The sequence below is a fragment of the Leptolyngbya sp. FACHB-1624 genome (assembly GCF_047649235.1).
GTDB lineage: Bacteria > Cyanobacteriota > Cyanobacteriia > Leptolyngbyales > Leptolyngbyaceae > Leptolyngbya > Leptolyngbya boryana.
Genome location: NZ_CP180258.1, coordinates 1,036,432 through 1,054,881 on the forward strand (window position 1 = coordinate 1,036,432; position 18,450 = coordinate 1,054,881).

The window sequence follows — 18,450 nt, forward strand, 5'->3', positions numbered from 1 at the left end:
ACGGTACCTTAAGGTAGAAAAGCACGAGCAATCTACGGCATGATGAGAGCAGTTTGTCTACGATCGCTCATGGCAAGAAATTTTTTCACAACCGGGTGCGCTTTATCCCTAAGTTTGCTAGTTCTCTGGATTGCACCCGCTTGTGCTCAACCCATTTCTACTGAGGTTTCCGTTAGTACTCCAACTCAATCACAGCTTGACCCTCAAACCGTGATCCAGCAACTCGCCAAGTCGAGAGTGATATATCTAGGCGAAACTCATGACAGCAAGGAAGATCACCAAGCTCAAATAGAATTGCTGAAAGCTTTACATCAGCAGAATCCTAAGTTAGCGATCGGTCTCGAAATGTTTCAACGCCCATTTCAATCAGGCTTAGATCGCTATCTTGCAGGAGCGATAACCGAGGAAGCGCTGCGAGAATCCACCGAATACGATCAGCGATGGGGGTTCCCCTGGGAGTTTTATGCGCCGATCGTTGCCTTCGCCAAAGAAAACCAGCTCCCGATCGTGGCTTTGAATGCGCCGACTGAAGTGACTCGCAAAGTTTCGCGTCAAGGGCTGAACAGTCTGACACCGCAAGAGCAGCGCTACATTGCCCCCATTGCTGAAATTCGCCTTGAGCCAACTCGATATCGCGATCGCCTCCGCACAATATTCGATAGCTTTCACAGCCGAAAAGGCAACAATCGCGGATTTGAACGATTTTTTGAAGCTCAAGTTTTATGGGACGAAACGATGGCAGACGCGATCGCGCAATTTTTGAGAAAAAATCCCGATCGACAAATGGTCGTCCTCGCAGGTCAAGGTCATGTCGTTTATGGAGATGGAATTCCTAACCGCGTCGCACGCCGTCTGCCGAATATCAAGCAATCGATTGTTCTCTTGAATCCTTCAGAAGAGCTTTTGCAAGAAAGTGCGATCGCAGACTATTTCTGGAAAAACTAAATGAATATATAAAGCTGAACGCTGAGAATTCTAATTGCGCGCTCTTGTAAGAACGATTTCTCCTTGGGGAAAGCTTGTAAAAGTGCAAGTTATTACCAAAACCCGCTGAATGCAGAATTTACCTGTGCCCGATCAACACTTTAGCGCTCTCAAACAAGCCGCTTATCAACTCTCCACCTGTACAGATCAAATCTTTCAGCAGATTGAACAAGCGGAAGTATTAAACGGCATTATTGATCGAATCCGTTCCTCGCTTGATTTAGAAGAGATTTTCAACACTACGGCGATAGAGATTCGACAGTTACTTAATGTCGATCGGGTTGGTGTATTACGGTTCTTCGCAGACAATGAGGTAAACAAAGGCAAGTTTGTGGCAGAAGATGTCGCGGCAGGATTTCCCTCAGCCCTTGCTGCTCAAGCCTATGATTCCTGTTTCATCTCCCAATTTGCTGCTCACCATACTCAGAGCACAGTGCAAGCAGTTGCCGATATTTACACGGCTGAATTTAGTGATTGTCATATTAAGCTTCTTGAGCAATTTCAAGTGCGTGCCAAACTCATCGTCCCTGTGCTCAAAGGGATGGAACTCTGGGGATTTCTCTGTGTTCATCAATGCAGTGGCCCTCGTCGTTGGCAACTTTCAGAAATCGAATTTGTTCGTAAAATTGCCAATCACTTTGCGATCGCCTTACAACAGGCAGAACAACTCGAACAAATCACCAATCAAACCGCTTTACTCGCCGAAACCAAAGCTCAAACCAAAGCACTGCTCTACCAAAAAACTTTAGTCAAAATTACCAATCGCATTCGACAATCTTTCGATTTTGCGGCGATTTGTCAAATCGCTTGTGATGAAGTGCGGCAATTGCTCACAGCAGATCGAGTCAGTATCTATCGCTTTAACTCGGATTGGAGCGGCAACTTCTTATTTGAGTCAGTTGCAGAAGACTGGAAGCCGCTTGTTGGTGTGTCCCCAACCATTGAAGATACGCACTTAATGGAAACACAGGGCGGACGTTACGCAAAGAACGAAACCTTCGCTGTGCCCGATATTTATGAAGCGGGACATTCAGACTGCCATATTGCACTCCTCGAAGAATTTCAAGCCAGAGCGTACGCGATCGCGCCCATTTTTGATGGCGAACGTCTCTGGGGGCTTCTGACAACATTTCAAAATGCTGCACCTCGACAGTGGCAAGCGGATGAAATTGAACTGCTTGCCCAGATTGGCGAACAACTTGGTATTGCGCTACAACAAGCCGATTTTGTACGCCAAATTCAAGCTCAGGCAACCGAACTTAAAGAGACCCTAGAAGAACTACAACAGTCGCAGATACAACTCATCCAAAATGAAAAAATGGCAAGTCTGGGACAATTGGTCGCTGGAGTTGCCCATGAAATCAACAATCCAGTCAACTTCATTCACGGCAATATCGGGCATGTCAAGGGATACGCTCAAGATCTCCTGACTCTCGTTCGGTTATATCAACAACTGGATCCGACTTCTGAAACGGATCTCAAAGCATTACGTCAGCACATTGAAGCATTAGACATCGACTTTATTCTGGAAGATTTTCCCAAGACCATTGCTTCGATGGAAGTTGGAACCGATCGGATCAAACAAATTGTTCTATCGCTGCGTAATTTTTCACGGTTAGATGAAGCCTTAGTTAAAGTTGTGGATCTTCATGAAGGCATCGATAGCACGTTGCTGATTTTGGGACATCGCCTCAAAACTTGTAGCGATATCACAATTGAAGTGATCAAAAACTATGGCGAACTTCCTCAAATCGAAAGCTATCCAGCGCAACTCAATCAAGTGTTTATGAACCTTGTCGCGAATTCTCTCGATGCGATCGAAGAAGCGATCTCCTGTGGAAAACTTGGCAATTCGGATCAACCTTCACCGACGCTTTGGATCACGACTCAACCCTATGACTCCGATCAAGTTGAAATCCGGATTCGGGATAATGGAATTGGGCTAGCACCCGATACCGCAACTAAGATTTTTGATCACTTCTTCACGACGAAACCCGTTAGCAAAGGAACAGGGTTAGGCTTAGCCATCTCTCGACAAATTGTGGTTGAAAAACATAGGGGCAGTCTTGTCTGTACGCCCAATCCAGATCAAGGGGTTGAATTCACCATGCGATTACCCTGTAAGTTACCCATAGACTCTTAGTCTGCCCTGCCGAATTGATCTACTCTTTAGCTTTTTCGGGAAGGAGGTAAATTGCTCCTGAAATCCAGGTTAAAGCAACCGAAACCCAGAAAAGGCTGACCGCTAGACTCTGCCATTCTTTAGAAAGGGGTGCGATGAGCAGTGCGATCGCAGCAATCTGACTCACCGTTTTGAGCTTGCCCCAGAAATTTGCTCCTTGCACCGATTTTTGCAGATTCGGATCAACGCGCCATCCTGCGATCGTCAATTCCCGCGCCAAAATCATAAACACTCCCCAAGCCGGAATCTGCTGCAATTCTACCAACGAGAGTAAAGGAGCCAGCACCAAGAGTTTATCCACCAAGGGATCGAGAAATTTACCTAAATCCGTCACTTGATTGAGCTTTCGCGCCAGATAGCCATCGACCCAATCGGTTCCAGCAGCAATGAGAAAAACCCCGACCATTATCCAGCGAGTCTCGATCGTCGGAGACTGCAAGCCATAGAGCAAAATCGGCACACCGAGCAGGCGCGACACTGTAATCCAAGTTGGCAGATTCATAAAACGATTGACATAAAAAAATTGGAAGAATCCAAACAGGACTCTCCCAATTATCAAGCTAAAGGAGTTACCGAACGCTGGCAAGCCTTAACAAGCACCATCCTTCTTGAGGACAACTGCAACCGTCTTGAAAATTAATTGCAAATCGTAGAGTACTGACCATTTGCGCTGATATTCCAAATCCATTTCGACGATGCTTTCAAAATCGCTGACATTAGAGCGCCCGTTTGCCTGCCATTCTCCCGTAATGCCGGGTTTCACTCTCAAGCGTTTCCAGTGATGTGCTTCATAGGCTTTCACTTCGTCAACGGTCGGCGGACGGGTTCCAACCAGACTCATTTCACCTCGCAACACATTCCAGAATTGCGGAAACTCATCTAAGCTAGTGCGACGTAAAAACTTACCTACCCGAGTAATTCTCGGATCGTCTTTGCTCTTGAAGATATTGCCCTTCGCCTCATTCTGAACCAGATGCTTCAAATTCTCGGCATTCGTCACCATCGAGCGAAATTTCCAGATACGGAACGGACGACCATTTACACCGCAACGAATTTGGCTGTAGAAGACTTTGCCCGGATTATCAATTTGGATCGCGATCGCAATCGGAATCAAAATCAAGCCTGTGATCAATAAGCCAACCGCAGCGCCTAAGATGTCGATCGTACGCTTGAGTTTACTCTGCACTGAAGCATGAGGTAGACGGACTTCAGGACTTAAGCGGAGGGCATGGCGCGCTGAGGCACCTTCTTGAGAATTGAGATGAGAAGCAGGAAAGTGGGAGGGAGGAAGTTCAGTAAACGTCATCACGGAGATAGCCAGGTAGTAGGATTCGGAGAACTCATCTGTCACTATATTCATGCCTACTGATCCCGAACCTGACATCCCGTAAGGGTTTGTCTAAACTTTGAACTGCCGCTCAATTGTATGAAGTTTGAATGTTGATAAGGGAAAATCCGCCTTTTCAGTGATGAAACGCTTCCAACTCAGCCATTAGGCGGATTTTTCGATTCCTCAAGAAATAAATTTTCGATGCCCTCCAAGGTGAAAATAATGGGTTCCTCAGCACTCGGAGTGCTCTGAGACGAGTGAGGGACAGACGGATTTAACTGTTCTAACGTGGTTTCTTGGCTCAACTCGGAATAAGCCATTGCATCGATCGTCGGTTCAACCTTGGGTGAACCCGCCTGAAACAGACTTTTGAGGTCAGATGGGATGTCCCGACCACTGCTGATCCCGTTTTGAGGCGGGGCCGCTGGAATCGACAGTGGAAATTCATCGACTTCTACTTCTAATTGATCAATGAGTTGAGTCAATACAGTAATGGTTTCAAGCGAGGACGATCGTTCCGACTTGATCTGATTCGGGACGAATTCAGTCCCGGCATAAGGCATCCTGAAAGCCTCTGGTGAAATGGAGGGGTCAGAGGCTTGTAGAAAGGTCGAGGCATCTCGCCCCATCTGGGCTGCCAATCGCCCGACAATTCCAGAAAACATCGCTTCACTCTGCTGTCCCAGACTATGCAGTTTATCGATACCTTGGGACAGAGAATCCTGATACGCCTGAATGTCTTTTTGCAGAGATTCAAAGACGACATGCAGAGTTGTATCTAAAGTCGTCAGCGCTTGATCAGCTTGATTCACATCAGGTAGACCAGGTTGCGAAACTGCTTCAGTCGGCGCGGGTTGCTCTAGCATTTGGCGATGTGCTTCGAGTTGACGAATTTCTTTGGTGAGCGCGTTTCGCTGCTGCATTAAGGTTGCAACTTCAGCGTGCAGTGGATGTAGCAGGGTCGATCGCAAAGCATTCATTTCTTGGATCACAGATTGCATGACATCCTGAGCTTGAGCCTCAGTTTTCGTCGTCTGATCGGCTTGATTGAGGTGCGATAATACGGCTTCTAAATAAGCTCGAACTTGTTTGAGAACTTGGCGCTGCCGGGCAATTTGTGCCGCAGATCCCCAAGGCAATCGAGGACTCCGCTGAGCGAGAACATCTTGCACTTCCGTCAGCAAACGCTGAATTTGATCTTGATTAGCAGTCACAACAAAAAACCCTTGAGTAAAAATTCGGCAAGACCGGACTTGGCTTGACTCTCAACTTATCTTTAAGGTTGCCCGAACTGCGTCATCTGTTGCCAGTGTTACAGGGAATTACACGATCGTTCTATTTCACGAAACAAAGCTTTACGCCAAAATCAGGAGAATTTTCAGGTTGAATTTTAGATTTTGCGGTTTGGCGGGTGACGAATTTGGCTAAATTCATGCCAAATTCTACAAACCATCTAAAATATGTCTAAATTGCTGAGGAGCGCGGCTGTGCAATCGTTGAGGTGAATGGGCATTCTAGCCTCGTCCCTCATTATGTCATTTGGGTCATCTCGCGCTCATTTTCATGCCGCACTCTGGTTATACCCTCAATGGAAGACCGATTCACAACTCTCCGCGACACGACGATTAACGCTTCGATCCGCTCAGCCCCGTTCTTTGAGGGGTTGCCTGAAAGTGCGATCGAAAAAGCGATCGCCCATGTCGTCATGCGAAACCATCCTGCGAATCAAGTGATCCTGCTAGAGAATGATTGGGGTAGCTCGGTCTACTTCATTCTCAGCGGTTGGGTGAAGATTCGCACCTATAACCTAGATGGCAAAGAAGTCACCCTGAATATTTTGGGCAAAGGTGAGCTATTTGGCGAAATGGCTCCGCTCGATGAAGTTCCGCGATCGACCGATGTGATTACGCTGGCTCCCACCGTGATTGGCAATATGCCCGCTCAAGATTTTGTGCAATTGTTAGGGTCTGAGCCAGAAGCCGGAATTCGGTTGGCGCAATTAATGGCGCGACGGTTGCGCCAAGTGAATCGACGCTTGAGATTGCGCGAGTCGGATAGTACATCGCGGGTCGCGGACATTCTGTTGTTCTTAGCGGATGGTCAAGGGAAGCGCAGTCCATCTGGAACAGAAATTCCAAACTTACCGCATCGAGAACTCAGTAGTTTGAGTGGATTAGCACGTGAGACAGTAACGCGAGTGTTGAGCAAGTTAGAGAAAAAAGGACTGATCGTGCGAGATCGAGATGTGCTGTGCATTCCCGATGCTCATGCTCTAGAACGGCTCATGATTTAGCATCATGCGTCAAGATTTTAAGGCTCCAAGATTTGAGAAATCTTGGAGCTTTTTTATAGCTGAATGCCGCGAATCGAATAATCTAACAATTGCATCGGATGCAGCACCGGAACTGCTTTGCCCTGCAGTTTCAAATGTCGAGAAATTTGCACATAACAGCCAATATTTGCCGATGCGATGACACTCGCACCTGTATTCGTTAAATTCTCAACCTTTTGCTGCCCTAACTCATTCGCCACTTCTGGCTGAAGAATATTGTAGATGCCAGCACTTCCACAGCAGAGTGCAGCATCGATGGGTTCACGCAATTGTACGCCCGGAATCTTTCTGAGCAGTTGTCGAGGTTGAACGCTGATCTTTTGACCGTGCAGCATATGGCAAGCATCCTGGTAAACCAGAGTTAGCGGCTGTTCTTGTAGGGGAGAAAGCTTTGCCGTTAAGCCGACTTCGGCAAGAAATTCTTGCACATCTTTCACCTTTTTAACAAAGGCCTTTGCTGGCTCTGCATAATTCGGATCGTCTTGCAGAATGTGACCATATTCTTTCAGCGTATGACCGCACCCGGAGGCATTGACCAAAACGGCATCAACCTCAGTATTGGCAAAGGTATCAATCATCTGGCGGGCAAAGTGTTTCGCCTGTTCTTCTTGCCCTTGGTGATGAGACAGCGCGCCACAACAGCCTTGAGTTTGGGGCACAAGGACTTCACAGCCGTTTGCGGTTAAAACCCGCACAGTCGCATCGTTGACCTCTGGATTAAATAATCTCTGCACACAGCCGAGCAGCATTCCGACTCGATAGCGTTTTTCGCCTTGGGCAGGAATGAGAGCCGGAATGGTATCGGTAAACGCTTTCGCTGGAATATCTGGCAGAATTGCTTCCATCGCAGACAGTTGAGGCGCGATCGCGCTCAAAAATCCCATCGATCTGACGATTTTTTGTAATCCCGACTTCTGATAAATGCCCAACGGTCGCAGCAACGCCCGCATCCGATTCGGATAAGGAAAGACCGAGAAAATAAATTGGCGTAACAGCTTTTGCGGCAGCGATCGCGCATCTTGTCGCTCCACCTGCGGACGAGTCGCGGCAATGAGCTGGTCATATTGCACCCCCGACGGACAAGTCGTGACGCAAGCCAAACAGCCCAAACACGAATCAAAATGCTGAATCGTTGCGGGGTTCAGTGGAATCTCACCTTCGTTGATCCCATCCATCAAATAAATTCGTCCTCTGGGCGAATCCATTTCTTTACCGATGACCCGGTAACTGGGGCAGGTTGATAGACAAAAGCCACAATGCACACAAGAATCGATCAGCTTCGGATCAGGAGGATTTTGGGCATCGAAGCCGCCAGAATTTTTCGCTGGGTTAGAAGTTTGCATTCTTAAATTCCGCCGACAAAACGATGAGGACTAAACAGGGTTTGCGGATCAAATTGAGCTTTGACGCGCTGCATCACGTTCAGAGCATTGCCAGAATAACCCCAAACATCAAGCTGTTGCTTAAACGCGATCGAGCCTTGCAACACAGATAGATATCCTCCACTCGCGGCACAAATCGATCGGGCTTCGAGAATTTGCGTGGAGCGCGCATCAGGGACACTCAACTGCCCGATGCCGCTTCCGGCATGAATCACCACTTTCGCAGCAGGCAAAATGGATGCGAGTTGATCCAAAACTGTCACTGCGCTCGACGGTCTAACTCCTATTTTGCAAACAATTGTGTTCCTTTGGTCAGAGACATCCATACGATCCTGGAATGTCTGCCATAGATCTGCATCTGAAACGAATAAGCCTAGGGCAGTTGCGACTTCTGTGAGCCGCTGAATCTGTAAATTCACGCTTTCAGGAATGCTCTGAAACCGAACGAGTAAGCCCACCGTAGATTTCTCCGTGAGCGAGTTTGAGAGCAGATCAACACTGGTCGGAGTCAACGCTGAACTTAACAGCGTTTGAGCCGCTTGTGCTAGTGAATCTGAATCACCATAAACCAGAATTGATTGGGTATTTGCTGGGATGGGATAAACTCGCAGCGTCGCCTGCGCCAGAATTCCGAGCGTGCCATACGATCCGGTGAGGAGCTTCATCAGATCGTACCCTGCCACATTTTTCACGACTCGTCCGCCTGCTTTGACAATTTCACCATCGTAGCGAACAAATGTAATGCCCAGTAGCATGTCGCGCACGCTGTTGTAGCGATGTCTGAGCGATCCAGTATCTGCAGTTGCAATAATTCCGCCGAGCGTTGCCCGATCGCGAAATTGCGGATCGATCGCACAAAATTGACCGACTTTTCCCACGATCGCTTGCAATTGCGCAAACGAAATTCCAACTTCAGTCGTCACCGTCAGGTCGCCTTCTGCATGTTCGACTAAGCGATCGAGCTTTTCGGTACTTACAACCAGGGTCACTTCATCGATCACTCCGCCCCAATGCAACTTGGTCGCATGACCACAGGGTAAAATTCGCCATTGATGTTGATAGGCACAGGCGACAATCGCGCCCAATTCCTCGATCGTCGCGGGAGAAACCCAATAAATCCGATCTGGATGAACCAGCGATCGCGAGAGTTGTGTCTGCTGACATTCGGTCAAATCTTGCCAAGACCGAATTTCTGAAATAGAGCCGAGTGTTTGAAGAACTGCTTGCATCCGATAATTTACGTAAGTGCCCGTACGGGAAAATAGTGAGAGCTTTATGAGAAAAATTCGGTTCAGATCCCATTATCTAGGGAATAATGCGCTTATGTTCAAGGCAAAAGGCAAACATGAGAAAACTCGTCTGAATTTCATGTGAATTCTGAAATTCTTGGTTTGCCTTTTTTTATTCTTTGGAACGATCGATGCACCAGATTGATGCGCCGCCAACCCTGACTCAACTTCGCGACCTTTTGAACCGCTCAGATACTAATCTCGCGGAACCCTCTACGATCGAGCTTCTCCACTCGACTTTTACCCAACTCGAATCGACCATAGTTGCCCTTCAGCAAGAACTCCGCCAAGAGAGAGCCGCTCGGCAGCAAGCTGAAGCAGCCCTCCAAAATGCAACCCAACGTAATGACTCTACTGGGTTAAAACACTCTCTAGAATTGACGCAAGCAGTCCTTGAATCGATTACCGATGGACTTTTAGCGATCGACTGTGACGGTAAAATCCTCAGCCTCAATCAAAAATTTCGCCAACAATGGGGGCTTTTAGACCATCCCATGCAGAACGATAGGGATTCTGTCAAAGCATCCTGTGAACTGCTGGTCAATCCAGAGGCGTTAGATCAGCAAATTGAGGCTGAGTACGCAGATTTTGAAATCGAAAATCGTGCGGTAATCCAGTTCAAGGATGGGCGATTTTTGGAGCGATTCTCGAAGCCGTTACGCCTGAATCAAATCACGATTGGACGAGTCATTAGTACGCGGGACATTACAGAACAATACTGCGCTCAACTCGCGCTCACTGAAAGTGAACGGTTATTACGTACCGTTGTCACCAATACGCCAACGATTCTCTATGCGATCGATCAACACGGCGTTTACACATTGGCTGAAGGCAAAGGGTTAGACGCGATCAATCTAAAATCTAGCGATCTCGTTGGCAAATCGATTTACGAGTTCTATCGAGAGTTTCCCAACATTATTCAGGATATCGATCGCGTATTGAGCGGCGAAGAACACCGTTCTGTCTTAGACTTCGGAGGCGTAACGTTTGATAACCGCGCGACTCCCCTCTACAATGCCCAACACCAGGTCGTCGGCATGATCGGAGTGGCAACAGATGTCACGGCTCAGCGCCAAGCTGAACGAGCCTTGTATCGAGCCAAACAAGATTTAGAAGTGCGCGTGGCAGCCCGTACCGCCGAACTTCAAGCCTCCAATATCAATTTACAAAGAGAAATTAATCAGCGAAGACGCATCGAGCAAAGCCTGCTTGAGAAGCAAAATTGTCTGGAATTGTTGAATCGCCTCTCACAAGGAACGACAGCTGGATTGTCGGTAGAAGCATTGATCAAGTTAGCGATCGACGAAACCGCACAACTCTTTCCAGAGGTGCGCGTGCTCTATGGCGTGATCGAATCGCGGCAGATCAAGGTGCTTCATTCTGCACAGCGCGATGAGATGCCCGCTCTAACTGGAATCTTAGAAGGACTTTATCTCACACCTCAATACTTAGCACTGGTTGCCGAACGGAATCCGGTGCTGATCGAAGATGTACTGCAAGAGCCTGCCCTTGCATCTATGTCCACTGAGATGCTCAAGCGCAGAACACGCGCGATCGCTATGATTGCAGTGCAGCATACCGCCGATCAGATTGCCATTTTGTCACTCAATGCTGCCTATCCAAAACAATGGTCTTTCTGTGAAGCGCAGACGCTGACAGAAGTATCGAATTATTTGTCGATCGTGCTGCAAAAAATCCGCGCCCAGGAAGAACGCCAAAAAGCTGAAGAGCGCTTGAAGTTATTTAAGTCGGTTGTGATCAATGGCAATGATGCCGTCATTATTACAAATGCCGACGTTGATGAACCCAAGATTAGCTATGTCAACGAAGCGTTTATCGAATCAACCGGCTACACCCCCGAAGAAGTGATTGGAAAAACGCCACATATTCTGCAAGGAGAGCGAACAGATCGGGCGCAATTGGCACGAATTCGCGAAGCAATGCACGAAGGTAGAGCAATCCAAGTCGAGATCATGAACTATCGCAAAGATGGTTCAGAATACTGGGCAGATTTAAACATTGTGCCGATTTCAGATGCGCGTGGGACTTTGACTCACTTTGTCGCGCTACAGCGAGATATTACCGATCGCAAATGGTCAGAAAGAGCATTACTCGCGACTCAAGCAAGATTAAAGTATCTACTGTCTTCAAGTCCTTCTGTGATCTATACCTGCCAGCCGAAACGGAATCGAGCTTGTACCTTCGTAAGTGAGAATATCACGCGGCAATTGGGGTATGAGATCTGGCAATATCTCAAAGATCCGCATTTTTGGATTGATCATATTCATCCTGAAGACTTGCCTAACGTTTTAGAACATCTCGATCGACTCACAGAAACAGGTGGAGCCACGTGCGAGTATCGTTTCTTGCATCAAGATGGGTCTTATCGCTGGCTCCGAGACGATATGAAATTACTCAGTGATCAATCGGTCGAAGTGATTGGGTCGGTCGTGGATATTAGCGATCGCAAACGGGCAGAAGAACAAATTCGGGCATCGCTGCAAGAAAAAGAAGTGATGCTGAAAGAAATTCATCATCGAGTCAAAAATAACCTGCAAGTTGTGTCAAGTTTACTCAAGTTACAAGCAGGCTACATTGACGATAAACGCATTGTCGAAGTCTTTAAGGAAAGCCAAAATCGTGTGAGCGCAATGGCACTAATTCACGAAAAACTTTATCAATCTGAAGATCTAGCGAAAACTAATTTTTCAGAGTATATTCAAAGTCTGGTGACGGCTCTATTTCGGTCTTATTCCGCACATTCGCGTGCCATTCAACTCCGGTTAGATGTCCAGGATGTCAGGCTAAGTATCGATACCGCGATTCCTTGCGGTCTGATTATCAATGAGCTGGTTTCCAATGCTCTGAAATATGCATTCCCAGTTGGTGAGCCTGGCGAGATCTATATCAAACTTCAGGCGCAAGAAGTTGATGCCCACGAATCACTCCGATATCAACTTATCGTCGGTGACAATGGTCGAGGATTTCCTTCAGACCTCGATTTCCGTAATACAAAATCGCTTGGTTTGCAGCTTGTCTGCTCTCTCATTCGACAGCTTCGAGGGGAGATAGACCTCACAAGCAATTCGGGCGTTCAGTATACGATGTGCTTTATGGAACAGAAGATCAGGGTTTAGATATGTCTACTGCTAGGGTGTTAATTGTAGAAGATGAGAGTATTATTGCGCTGGATATTCAAACGAGTTTGCAATCAGCAGGGTATCAAGTGGTGTCGATCGCGGCGACTTCAGAAGAGGCTCTAGATGATACGGCAAATTTTCAACCCGATCTTGTGCTGATGGATATTCGCTTACATGGCGAAATGGATGGGGTTGAAACGGCTGAACAAATTCGCCAAAAGTGGCGGCTCCCTGTCGTGTTTTTAACCGCTCATGCAGACGAAAATACGCTATCTCGCGCGAAACAGTCTCAACCCTTTGGTTATATCTTGAAGCCCTTTGAAGATCGAGAGTTAGTCACCACGATCGAGATTGCGCTCTCGCGACATAAAGCTGAAACAGCAGTTCGAGCCGCCCTGGAAAAGGAGCGAGAAATGAGCGAACTCAAGTCTCGATTTGTTTCAGTGGTTTCCCATGAATTTCGCAATCCGTTAAATACGATTCTGTTTTCAACTGAGTTACTTCAACGCTACGGAACTCAACTCAGCGATCAAAAGAAAGAGACTTACCTCGAACGCATTCAAGGGTCGGTCAAACGCATGAATCAGCTTTTATCGAATGTGCTGACTGTCGGCGAAACCGAATCTGGAAAGCTGCAATTCTCTCCGCAACCGATCAATTTAGTTCAGTTTTGCCAGGAATTAGTAGACGAGTTTCATATCGAGGAAAAGCGATCAATTCAGTTCTCACACCGCTCCTCTGAGCCGAGCGATTCGTTATTTTGTGTAGACGATCGCTTACTGCGCCACATTTTGACCAATTTGCTCTCGAACGCGGTGAAATATTCTCCAAAAGGAGAAATTGTCGAATTTAAACTGAGCGTGAACCATCAAACCGCAATTTTCTGGGTTCAGGATTATGGAATTGGCATTCCTAGTGGGGATCAAGCTGACTTGTTTCAGTCATTTTATCGGGCGAGCAATGCGAGATCGATTCCAGGAACGGGCTTAGGATTGTCGATCGTCAAACAGTGCGTCGATCTACACGGTGGAACCATTACTGTAGAAAGCGAAGAGAATCAGGGAACTCTGTTTACAGTCACGCTACCGTTAAACAGACAGTCCAAGCATGAAAACAATCCTCGTTATTGAAGACGAACAGACGGTTCGGGAATCGATTTTAGATTTGCTGGAAGCCGAAGGATTTCATGGGATTGGGGGAGAAAACGGTAACGTCGGGGTGCAACTGGCTCAAGAACATCATCCAGATTTGATTTTGTGTGATGTGACGATGCCCGATCTCGATGGTTTCTCAGTTCTCTCACAACTCCGCAAGTCACCGAATACGGCAGGGATTCCGTTCATTTTTCTGACCGCTCGCGGAACAAAAGCCGATCAGCGTCAAGGGATGGAGCTAGGCGCGGATGATTATTTGACAAAGCCTTGTACAGCAACAGATTTGCTTGGTGCTGTGACGGGGCGCTTGGCGAAGTATGCGGCTTTGGCAGAGCGATATCGCCAGGTCTCTGAAGTCTCGCAACCTCAGAAGGCTGACGCGACTTTAGAACCTGTGGATCAGGCAGTTCCTGATTCGGCGAGTGACACAGGGGCGCGTGACGGATTGCTCAATCATTTCTACCAAGAACTTCGGAATCCACTCTCGAATATCAACATGGCGCTGCATTTGTTGAGAACGGAACGGATTGGCTACGAATCGACGATCGCAACGGTTCAACGAGAATACGCGCGGGAGTTGGCAGTGCTGCAAGAGGTTTATAAGTTGCAGGACTATTTGATACCGGAAAGCGCGGAGTTGTTGCGGTGTTGTAATTTGGCTAGTTTGGTTGAGGCTGCCTAGTCGTTGAGCAAATTTGTTGTGGGGAGTGGGGAGAACCCAGACAGCAACTGTTCCCTATCTTCCTATCAGTCCTAAAAAAAAGCCGATCGCGTAATGCGCGATCGGCTTTTTCTGATCTCTTCAGACAACTAGACTTTTGCAAGTTCAGGCGAGGGGCGCTTGCTGTTGCGGATGCCTTCGATCGCGGCTGCATAATCGGGGGCGTTAAATACGGCTGAACCAGCAACGATCGCATTTGCGCCTGCTTCGATCACTTGCCAGGTGTTGTTGCCTTTCAGACCGCCATCGACTTCGATCCAGGGGTCGAGTCCGCGCTCATCACACATCTGACGCAATTTGCGAATTTTCGGCAATACGCCAGGAATAAAGCTCTGACCGCCAAATCCTGGGTTGACACTCATGATCAACACGAGGTCACACAGTTCCAACACATAGTCAATTAGCTCCAAGGGGCTACCCGGGTTCAGAACAACACCCGCTTTTTTGCCATATTCCTTGATCTGTCCGAGCGTGCGGTGCAAGTGAGGCGAAGCGTTGTGCTCAGCGTGAACATAAATGTGATCCGCACCTGCTTTTGCAAAATCGCCGACGTACTTTTCAGGCTCTACAATCATCAAGTGAACATCGAGCGGCTTCTGAGTCACGGGGCGAATTGCTTCCACGATCAAGGGACCGATCGTGATGTTCGGGACAAAACGTCCGTCCATGACATCAACGTGAATCCAATCGGCTCCGGCTGCGTCAACGGCGCGAATCTCATCGCCCAACCGACTAAAATCAGCAGAGAGAATCGATGGTGCAACTACGATCGGTTTATTGGACATGACGGTTGGTTCCCCTTGAAAAGCTTGAGAATGTGTGATCAGTTTAACAAATTGTGAAGGTTTTCTCTCAGAATTTGGTCAGGGTTTGCACAAATTTTTAGGAATAAATACTTATTAGGGTTGAAAGATGAAGTGGATGGTTGGATTCGGCGGAGTTTTGATCGCGATCGCGGCACAGGCAACCCCTGTTTCAGAAAGCTCGATCGGGAAAGAAGGAATTGACGCACTCCGATTGCAGCAAGCTCCTTATGGCTTGACGGGAAAGAAAATCGCGATCGGACAAGTCGAAATCGGTCGTCCGCCGCAATTCGGCATCGATAAAGCAGGGGCGAATAACCAAGTAATTGATTTATCTCGCACTTTTTTCCGCAATCAACCCGCGAAGACGAACACCAATTTAGATACACATGCCGCTCAAGTTGCGAGTGTCATGGTTGGAAATAGCAAGGCTGTTTTAGGAGTCGCTCCCAATGCGCGACTCTTTTCTTCTGCTGCCGCCACTCCACAGCGCAGCGGACAATCAGAGGAATGTCTGTCTGCTCAACATATTGCTTTACAGAATGGGGGGGATGTCCGTGCCGTTAATTTCAGTTTTGGAGAAGCACTCCAGCAAGACCCACGCCCGAATGCGCGATTAGACGGCAATGCGCTCTTAACTCAATGTATTGATTGGCTCTCACAGACCCATAATTCGCTGTTTATTGTGGCGGGAAATCAGGGCAAAGGGGGAATTCCGATTCCGACGGATAACTTTAATGGCATGACTGTTTCATTCACCCGCCGAGTCGGAGAAGAATATACCAAGATCGATTTTTCCAATATTGGCGATACGCATCCTCGACTCTTGAAGCGCAATGATGGAATTGAAACGAGTTTGGGAGGTCGGCGATCGCTGTCTCTCACGGCACCGGGTAGCAAAATCAATGTCGCAAATCTCAAAGGTGAACAGACGAGCGCAATCGGGTCAAGTTTTGCGGCTCCTCATGTGACGGGAACGGTGGCATTGTTGCAGGAATTTAGCGATCGACAACTCCGACAAAGTTGTAAAGGCGGGTGTAAATTGCCTTGGACATTAGATGCCCGACGGCATGAAGTCATGAAAGCCGTGTTGATGAATTCGGCAGACAAAATTAAAGACAAAGGGGACGGTCGCGCTTTAGGAATGACGCGGACGATCGTTGAAAAAAATAATCAAACCTGGATTGATTCTGATGCGTATAAAAATCCGAAAATTCCTCTGAATATCCAGATGGGTGCAGGACAACTGAATGCGTTTCGCGCCTATCAGCAGTTTAGTGCAGGGCAATGGGCACCGAATAAGCCTGTACCTGCGATTGGCTGGAATTACGGCAAGATTGAAGCCGGAAAAGCTGCACAAGATTATATGATCGATCGACCGTTACTTCAAGGCAGCTATGTTGCAGCAACGCTCGCTTGGGATCGATTAGTGGAATTGAACGATAAGAACCGCAACAAAGTTTATGACTTAGGGGAAACGTTTCGCGATCGAGGATTGAATAACTTAGACATCTACTTAATGCGCGCAGAAGACAACGATATTCAGAAAAGTATCTGGTCATCAGTCAGCAGCATTGATAGTGTCGAGCACATTTTTTTCCCGGTTCCGAGTAATGGGCGGTACAAGATTCGCGTTGTTTTCCGTCAAAAAGCCAATGAACCTATTCAATCTTATGCGTTGGCATGGTGGACTGTTCCGTCGCAAAAATAGTAACGGTACCTCTACGCAATTCATTGAGCAGCTAATGTATCAATTAATAACGTGGCGATTTGTACACGATTGAGGTCAAACTATTCGGGATTCAGTCGCTTGAGTTCCGAATTTTCGTGGAGTGATTAACTATGAGAATATCTCAATGGATTGGCTATTCATGCGCTGTAATTCTTGCAATGACTGCGCTATCTTGTTCGACATCAGCAAATTCGCAGAATCCAAAGCAAGCCCTACCAAAACAGCAAGTTCCACCGTCGCTTGAAGCTCCTTCTGTGAATCCAAAATTAGTTGCAGCGAATACGAAGTTTGGATTCAAGTTATTTTCTGAAATTCTTAAAAAAGACAGTCAAAAGAATGTCTTTGTCTCACCTTCTAGCGTTGCGATCGCGCTTTCGATGACCTACAACGGCGCAAACGGCAACACGAAGCAAGCGATGGCAAATGCGTTGCAATTCCAGGGAATGACGCTGGAAGAACTCAATAATTCGCAGCGGAATTTGATGGCAAATTTGACCCAAGTTGATCCGAAAGTGAAATTGTCGATCGCAAATTCGCTCTGGGCAAAAGAAGGCATTGCATTTAATCTCAACTTCTTACAGCAAAATGAGAAATTCTATGACGCTAAAGTCAAAACTTTAGATTTTAAACGACCCACTGCATCTGATGAAATTAACGGTTGGGTCAAAGAAAATACGAATGGAAAAATTGAGAAAATTGTCGATCGCATTACTCCTGAGCATGTGATGTTTTTGATCAATGCCATTTATTTCAAAGGAGCATGGTCGAACGAATTTGATCAGAAAAACACCGAAAATCGTCCATTTTCCCTGATTAATGGAACAAAGAAACAAGTTCCACTCATGAAGCGGCAAGGAGAATATCGCTACTCAGAAACCGACCAGTTTCAAGCGATTAGTTTGCCGTATGGCAATGGGCGAATGAGCATGTATGTGTTTTTGCCAAAGTCAAATCTGACTGCATTTCAAAAGAGTTTGACGGCTGAGAATTGGCAAACCTGGATGAAGCAATTTTCCAGCCGTGAAGGTCAGATTCAACTGCCTCGATTCAAGATGGATTATGAGGTGGATCTAAAAACGGCGTTGTCCGCTTTAGGAATGGGCGTTGCGTTTCAAGATGCTGCAGATTTCTCGAATTTAAGTAAAGCTACAACGAAAATCAATGAGGTTAAACATAAGACATTCGTTGAGGTGAATGAAGAAGGAACGGAAGCGGCAGCAGTTACCTCAGTAGGAGTTGTTGCGACTTCGGCTCAAATTCAAGAAGAGCCGTTCAAAATGATTGTCGATCGACCGTTCTTCTGCGCGATTCGAGACAATCAAACGGGTGAAATTTTGTTCATGGGTTCGATCGTGAATCCAGAATAAGTTCTATGCTCAGCACTCCAAACTCTTTAGTATT

At 47.1% G+C, this 18,450-nt stretch carries 14 protein-coding genes; 8 read left to right on the plus strand and 6 right to left on the minus strand.

Annotation, left to right across the window (positions count from 1 at the left end; all coding sequences use genetic code 11):
* The first annotated feature begins 39 nt into the window (after positions 1 to 39).
* Positions 40 to 945 carry a ChaN family lipoprotein gene (locus ACMUEV_RS04765; protein ID WP_242044839.1) on the plus strand — a complete coding sequence of 302 codons (906 nt, stop codon included), beginning with the start codon at positions 40 to 42 and terminating at the stop codon, positions 943 to 945.
* Between the two features lie 109 nt (positions 946 to 1,054).
* Entirely contained in the window at positions 1,055 to 3,127 is a 2,073-nt protein-coding gene (locus tag ACMUEV_RS04770) for a GAF domain-containing protein (protein ID WP_190653459.1), read from the plus strand.
* Positions 3,128 to 3,146: 19 nt separating this feature from the next.
* Here the strand turns inward: ACMUEV_RS04770 and pgsA are convergent, their stop codons facing one another.
* The 3 genes from pgsA to ACMUEV_RS04785 form a co-directional block, all read right to left on the minus strand.
* Positions 3,147 to 3,668, minus strand: coding sequence for a CDP-diacylglycerol--glycerol-3-phosphate 3-phosphatidyltransferase (gene pgsA / locus ACMUEV_RS04775; RefSeq protein ID WP_190653458.1), 522 nt, complete (start codon positions 3,666 to 3,668; stop codon positions 3,147 to 3,149).
* 87 nt (positions 3,669 to 3,755) lie between these two features.
* On the minus strand, positions 3,756 to 4,472 hold the full coding sequence (locus ACMUEV_RS04780; protein ID WP_190653545.1) for a sugar transferase: 717 nt from the start codon (positions 4,470 to 4,472) through the stop codon (positions 3,756 to 3,758).
* A 179-nt stretch (positions 4,473 to 4,651) separates the two neighbouring features.
* The gene (locus tag ACMUEV_RS04785) at positions 4,652 to 5,710 is read right to left on the minus strand and encodes a hypothetical protein (RefSeq protein WP_190653457.1); all 1,059 of its coding nucleotides are present in this window, start codon (positions 5,708 to 5,710) and stop codon (positions 4,652 to 4,654) included.
* 374 nt (positions 5,711 to 6,084) lie between these two features.
* Here ACMUEV_RS04785 and ACMUEV_RS04790 point away from each other — a divergent pair, with 374 nt between their 5' ends.
* Positions 6,085 to 6,789: a Crp/Fnr family transcriptional regulator gene (locus ACMUEV_RS04790; RefSeq protein ID WP_017290414.1), complete on the plus strand. Its 705-nt coding sequence runs from the start codon at positions 6,085 to 6,087 to the stop codon at positions 6,787 to 6,789.
* 53 nt (positions 6,790 to 6,842) lie between these two features.
* Here ACMUEV_RS04790 and glcF read toward each other — a convergent pair whose 3' ends face one another.
* Positions 6,843 to 8,171 (minus strand): glycolate oxidase subunit GlcF, encoded by a 1,329-nt coding sequence (gene glcF / locus ACMUEV_RS04795; protein WP_190653456.1) that lies wholly within the window; start codon positions 8,169 to 8,171, stop codon positions 6,843 to 6,845.
* A gap of 2 nt (positions 8,172 to 8,173) precedes the next feature.
* Positions 8,174 to 9,439, minus strand: a complete 1,266-nt coding sequence (locus tag ACMUEV_RS04800; RefSeq protein WP_190653455.1) for an FAD-binding oxidoreductase — start codon at positions 9,437 to 9,439, stop codon at positions 8,174 to 8,176.
* A gap of 191 nt (positions 9,440 to 9,630) precedes the next feature.
* Between ACMUEV_RS04800 and ACMUEV_RS04805 the strand changes: the two genes are divergently transcribed.
* The 3 genes from ACMUEV_RS04805 to ACMUEV_RS04815 are packed head-to-tail and all read left to right on the plus strand — an operon-like array spanning position 9,631 to position 14,475.
* Positions 9,631 to 12,636, plus strand: coding sequence for a PAS domain S-box protein (locus ACMUEV_RS04805; RefSeq protein WP_190653454.1), 3,006 nt, complete (start codon positions 9,631 to 9,633; stop codon positions 12,634 to 12,636).
* A 2-nt stretch (positions 12,637 to 12,638) separates the two neighbouring features.
* The gene (locus ACMUEV_RS04810) at positions 12,639 to 13,769 is read left to right on the plus strand and encodes an ATP-binding protein (RefSeq protein WP_190653453.1); all 1,131 of its coding nucleotides are present in this window, start codon (positions 12,639 to 12,641) and stop codon (positions 13,767 to 13,769) included.
* Positions 13,747 to 14,475, plus strand: a complete 729-nt coding sequence (locus tag ACMUEV_RS04815) for a response regulator transcription factor (protein ID WP_017290409.1) — start codon at positions 13,747 to 13,749, stop codon at positions 14,473 to 14,475. The genes ACMUEV_RS04810 and ACMUEV_RS04815 overlap by 23 nt, the downstream gene beginning before the upstream one ends.
* A 128-nt stretch (positions 14,476 to 14,603) precedes the next feature.
* Here the strand turns inward: ACMUEV_RS04815 and rpe are convergent, their stop codons facing one another.
* Positions 14,604 to 15,299: a ribulose-phosphate 3-epimerase gene (gene rpe / locus ACMUEV_RS04820; RefSeq protein ID WP_190653452.1), complete on the minus strand. Its 696-nt coding sequence runs from the start codon at positions 15,297 to 15,299 to the stop codon at positions 14,604 to 14,606.
* 127 nt (positions 15,300 to 15,426) lie between these two features.
* Here rpe and ACMUEV_RS04825 point away from each other — a divergent pair, with 127 nt between their 5' ends.
* The gene (locus tag ACMUEV_RS04825) at positions 15,427 to 17,028 is read left to right on the plus strand and encodes a S8 family serine peptidase (protein ID WP_242044833.1); all 1,602 of its coding nucleotides are present in this window, start codon (positions 15,427 to 15,429) and stop codon (positions 17,026 to 17,028) included.
* 131 nt (positions 17,029 to 17,159) lie between these two features.
* Positions 17,160 to 18,416, plus strand: a complete 1,257-nt coding sequence (locus ACMUEV_RS04830) for a serpin family protein (RefSeq protein WP_242044831.1) — start codon at positions 17,160 to 17,162, stop codon at positions 18,414 to 18,416.
* Positions 18,417 to 18,450: the final 34 nt, after the last annotated feature.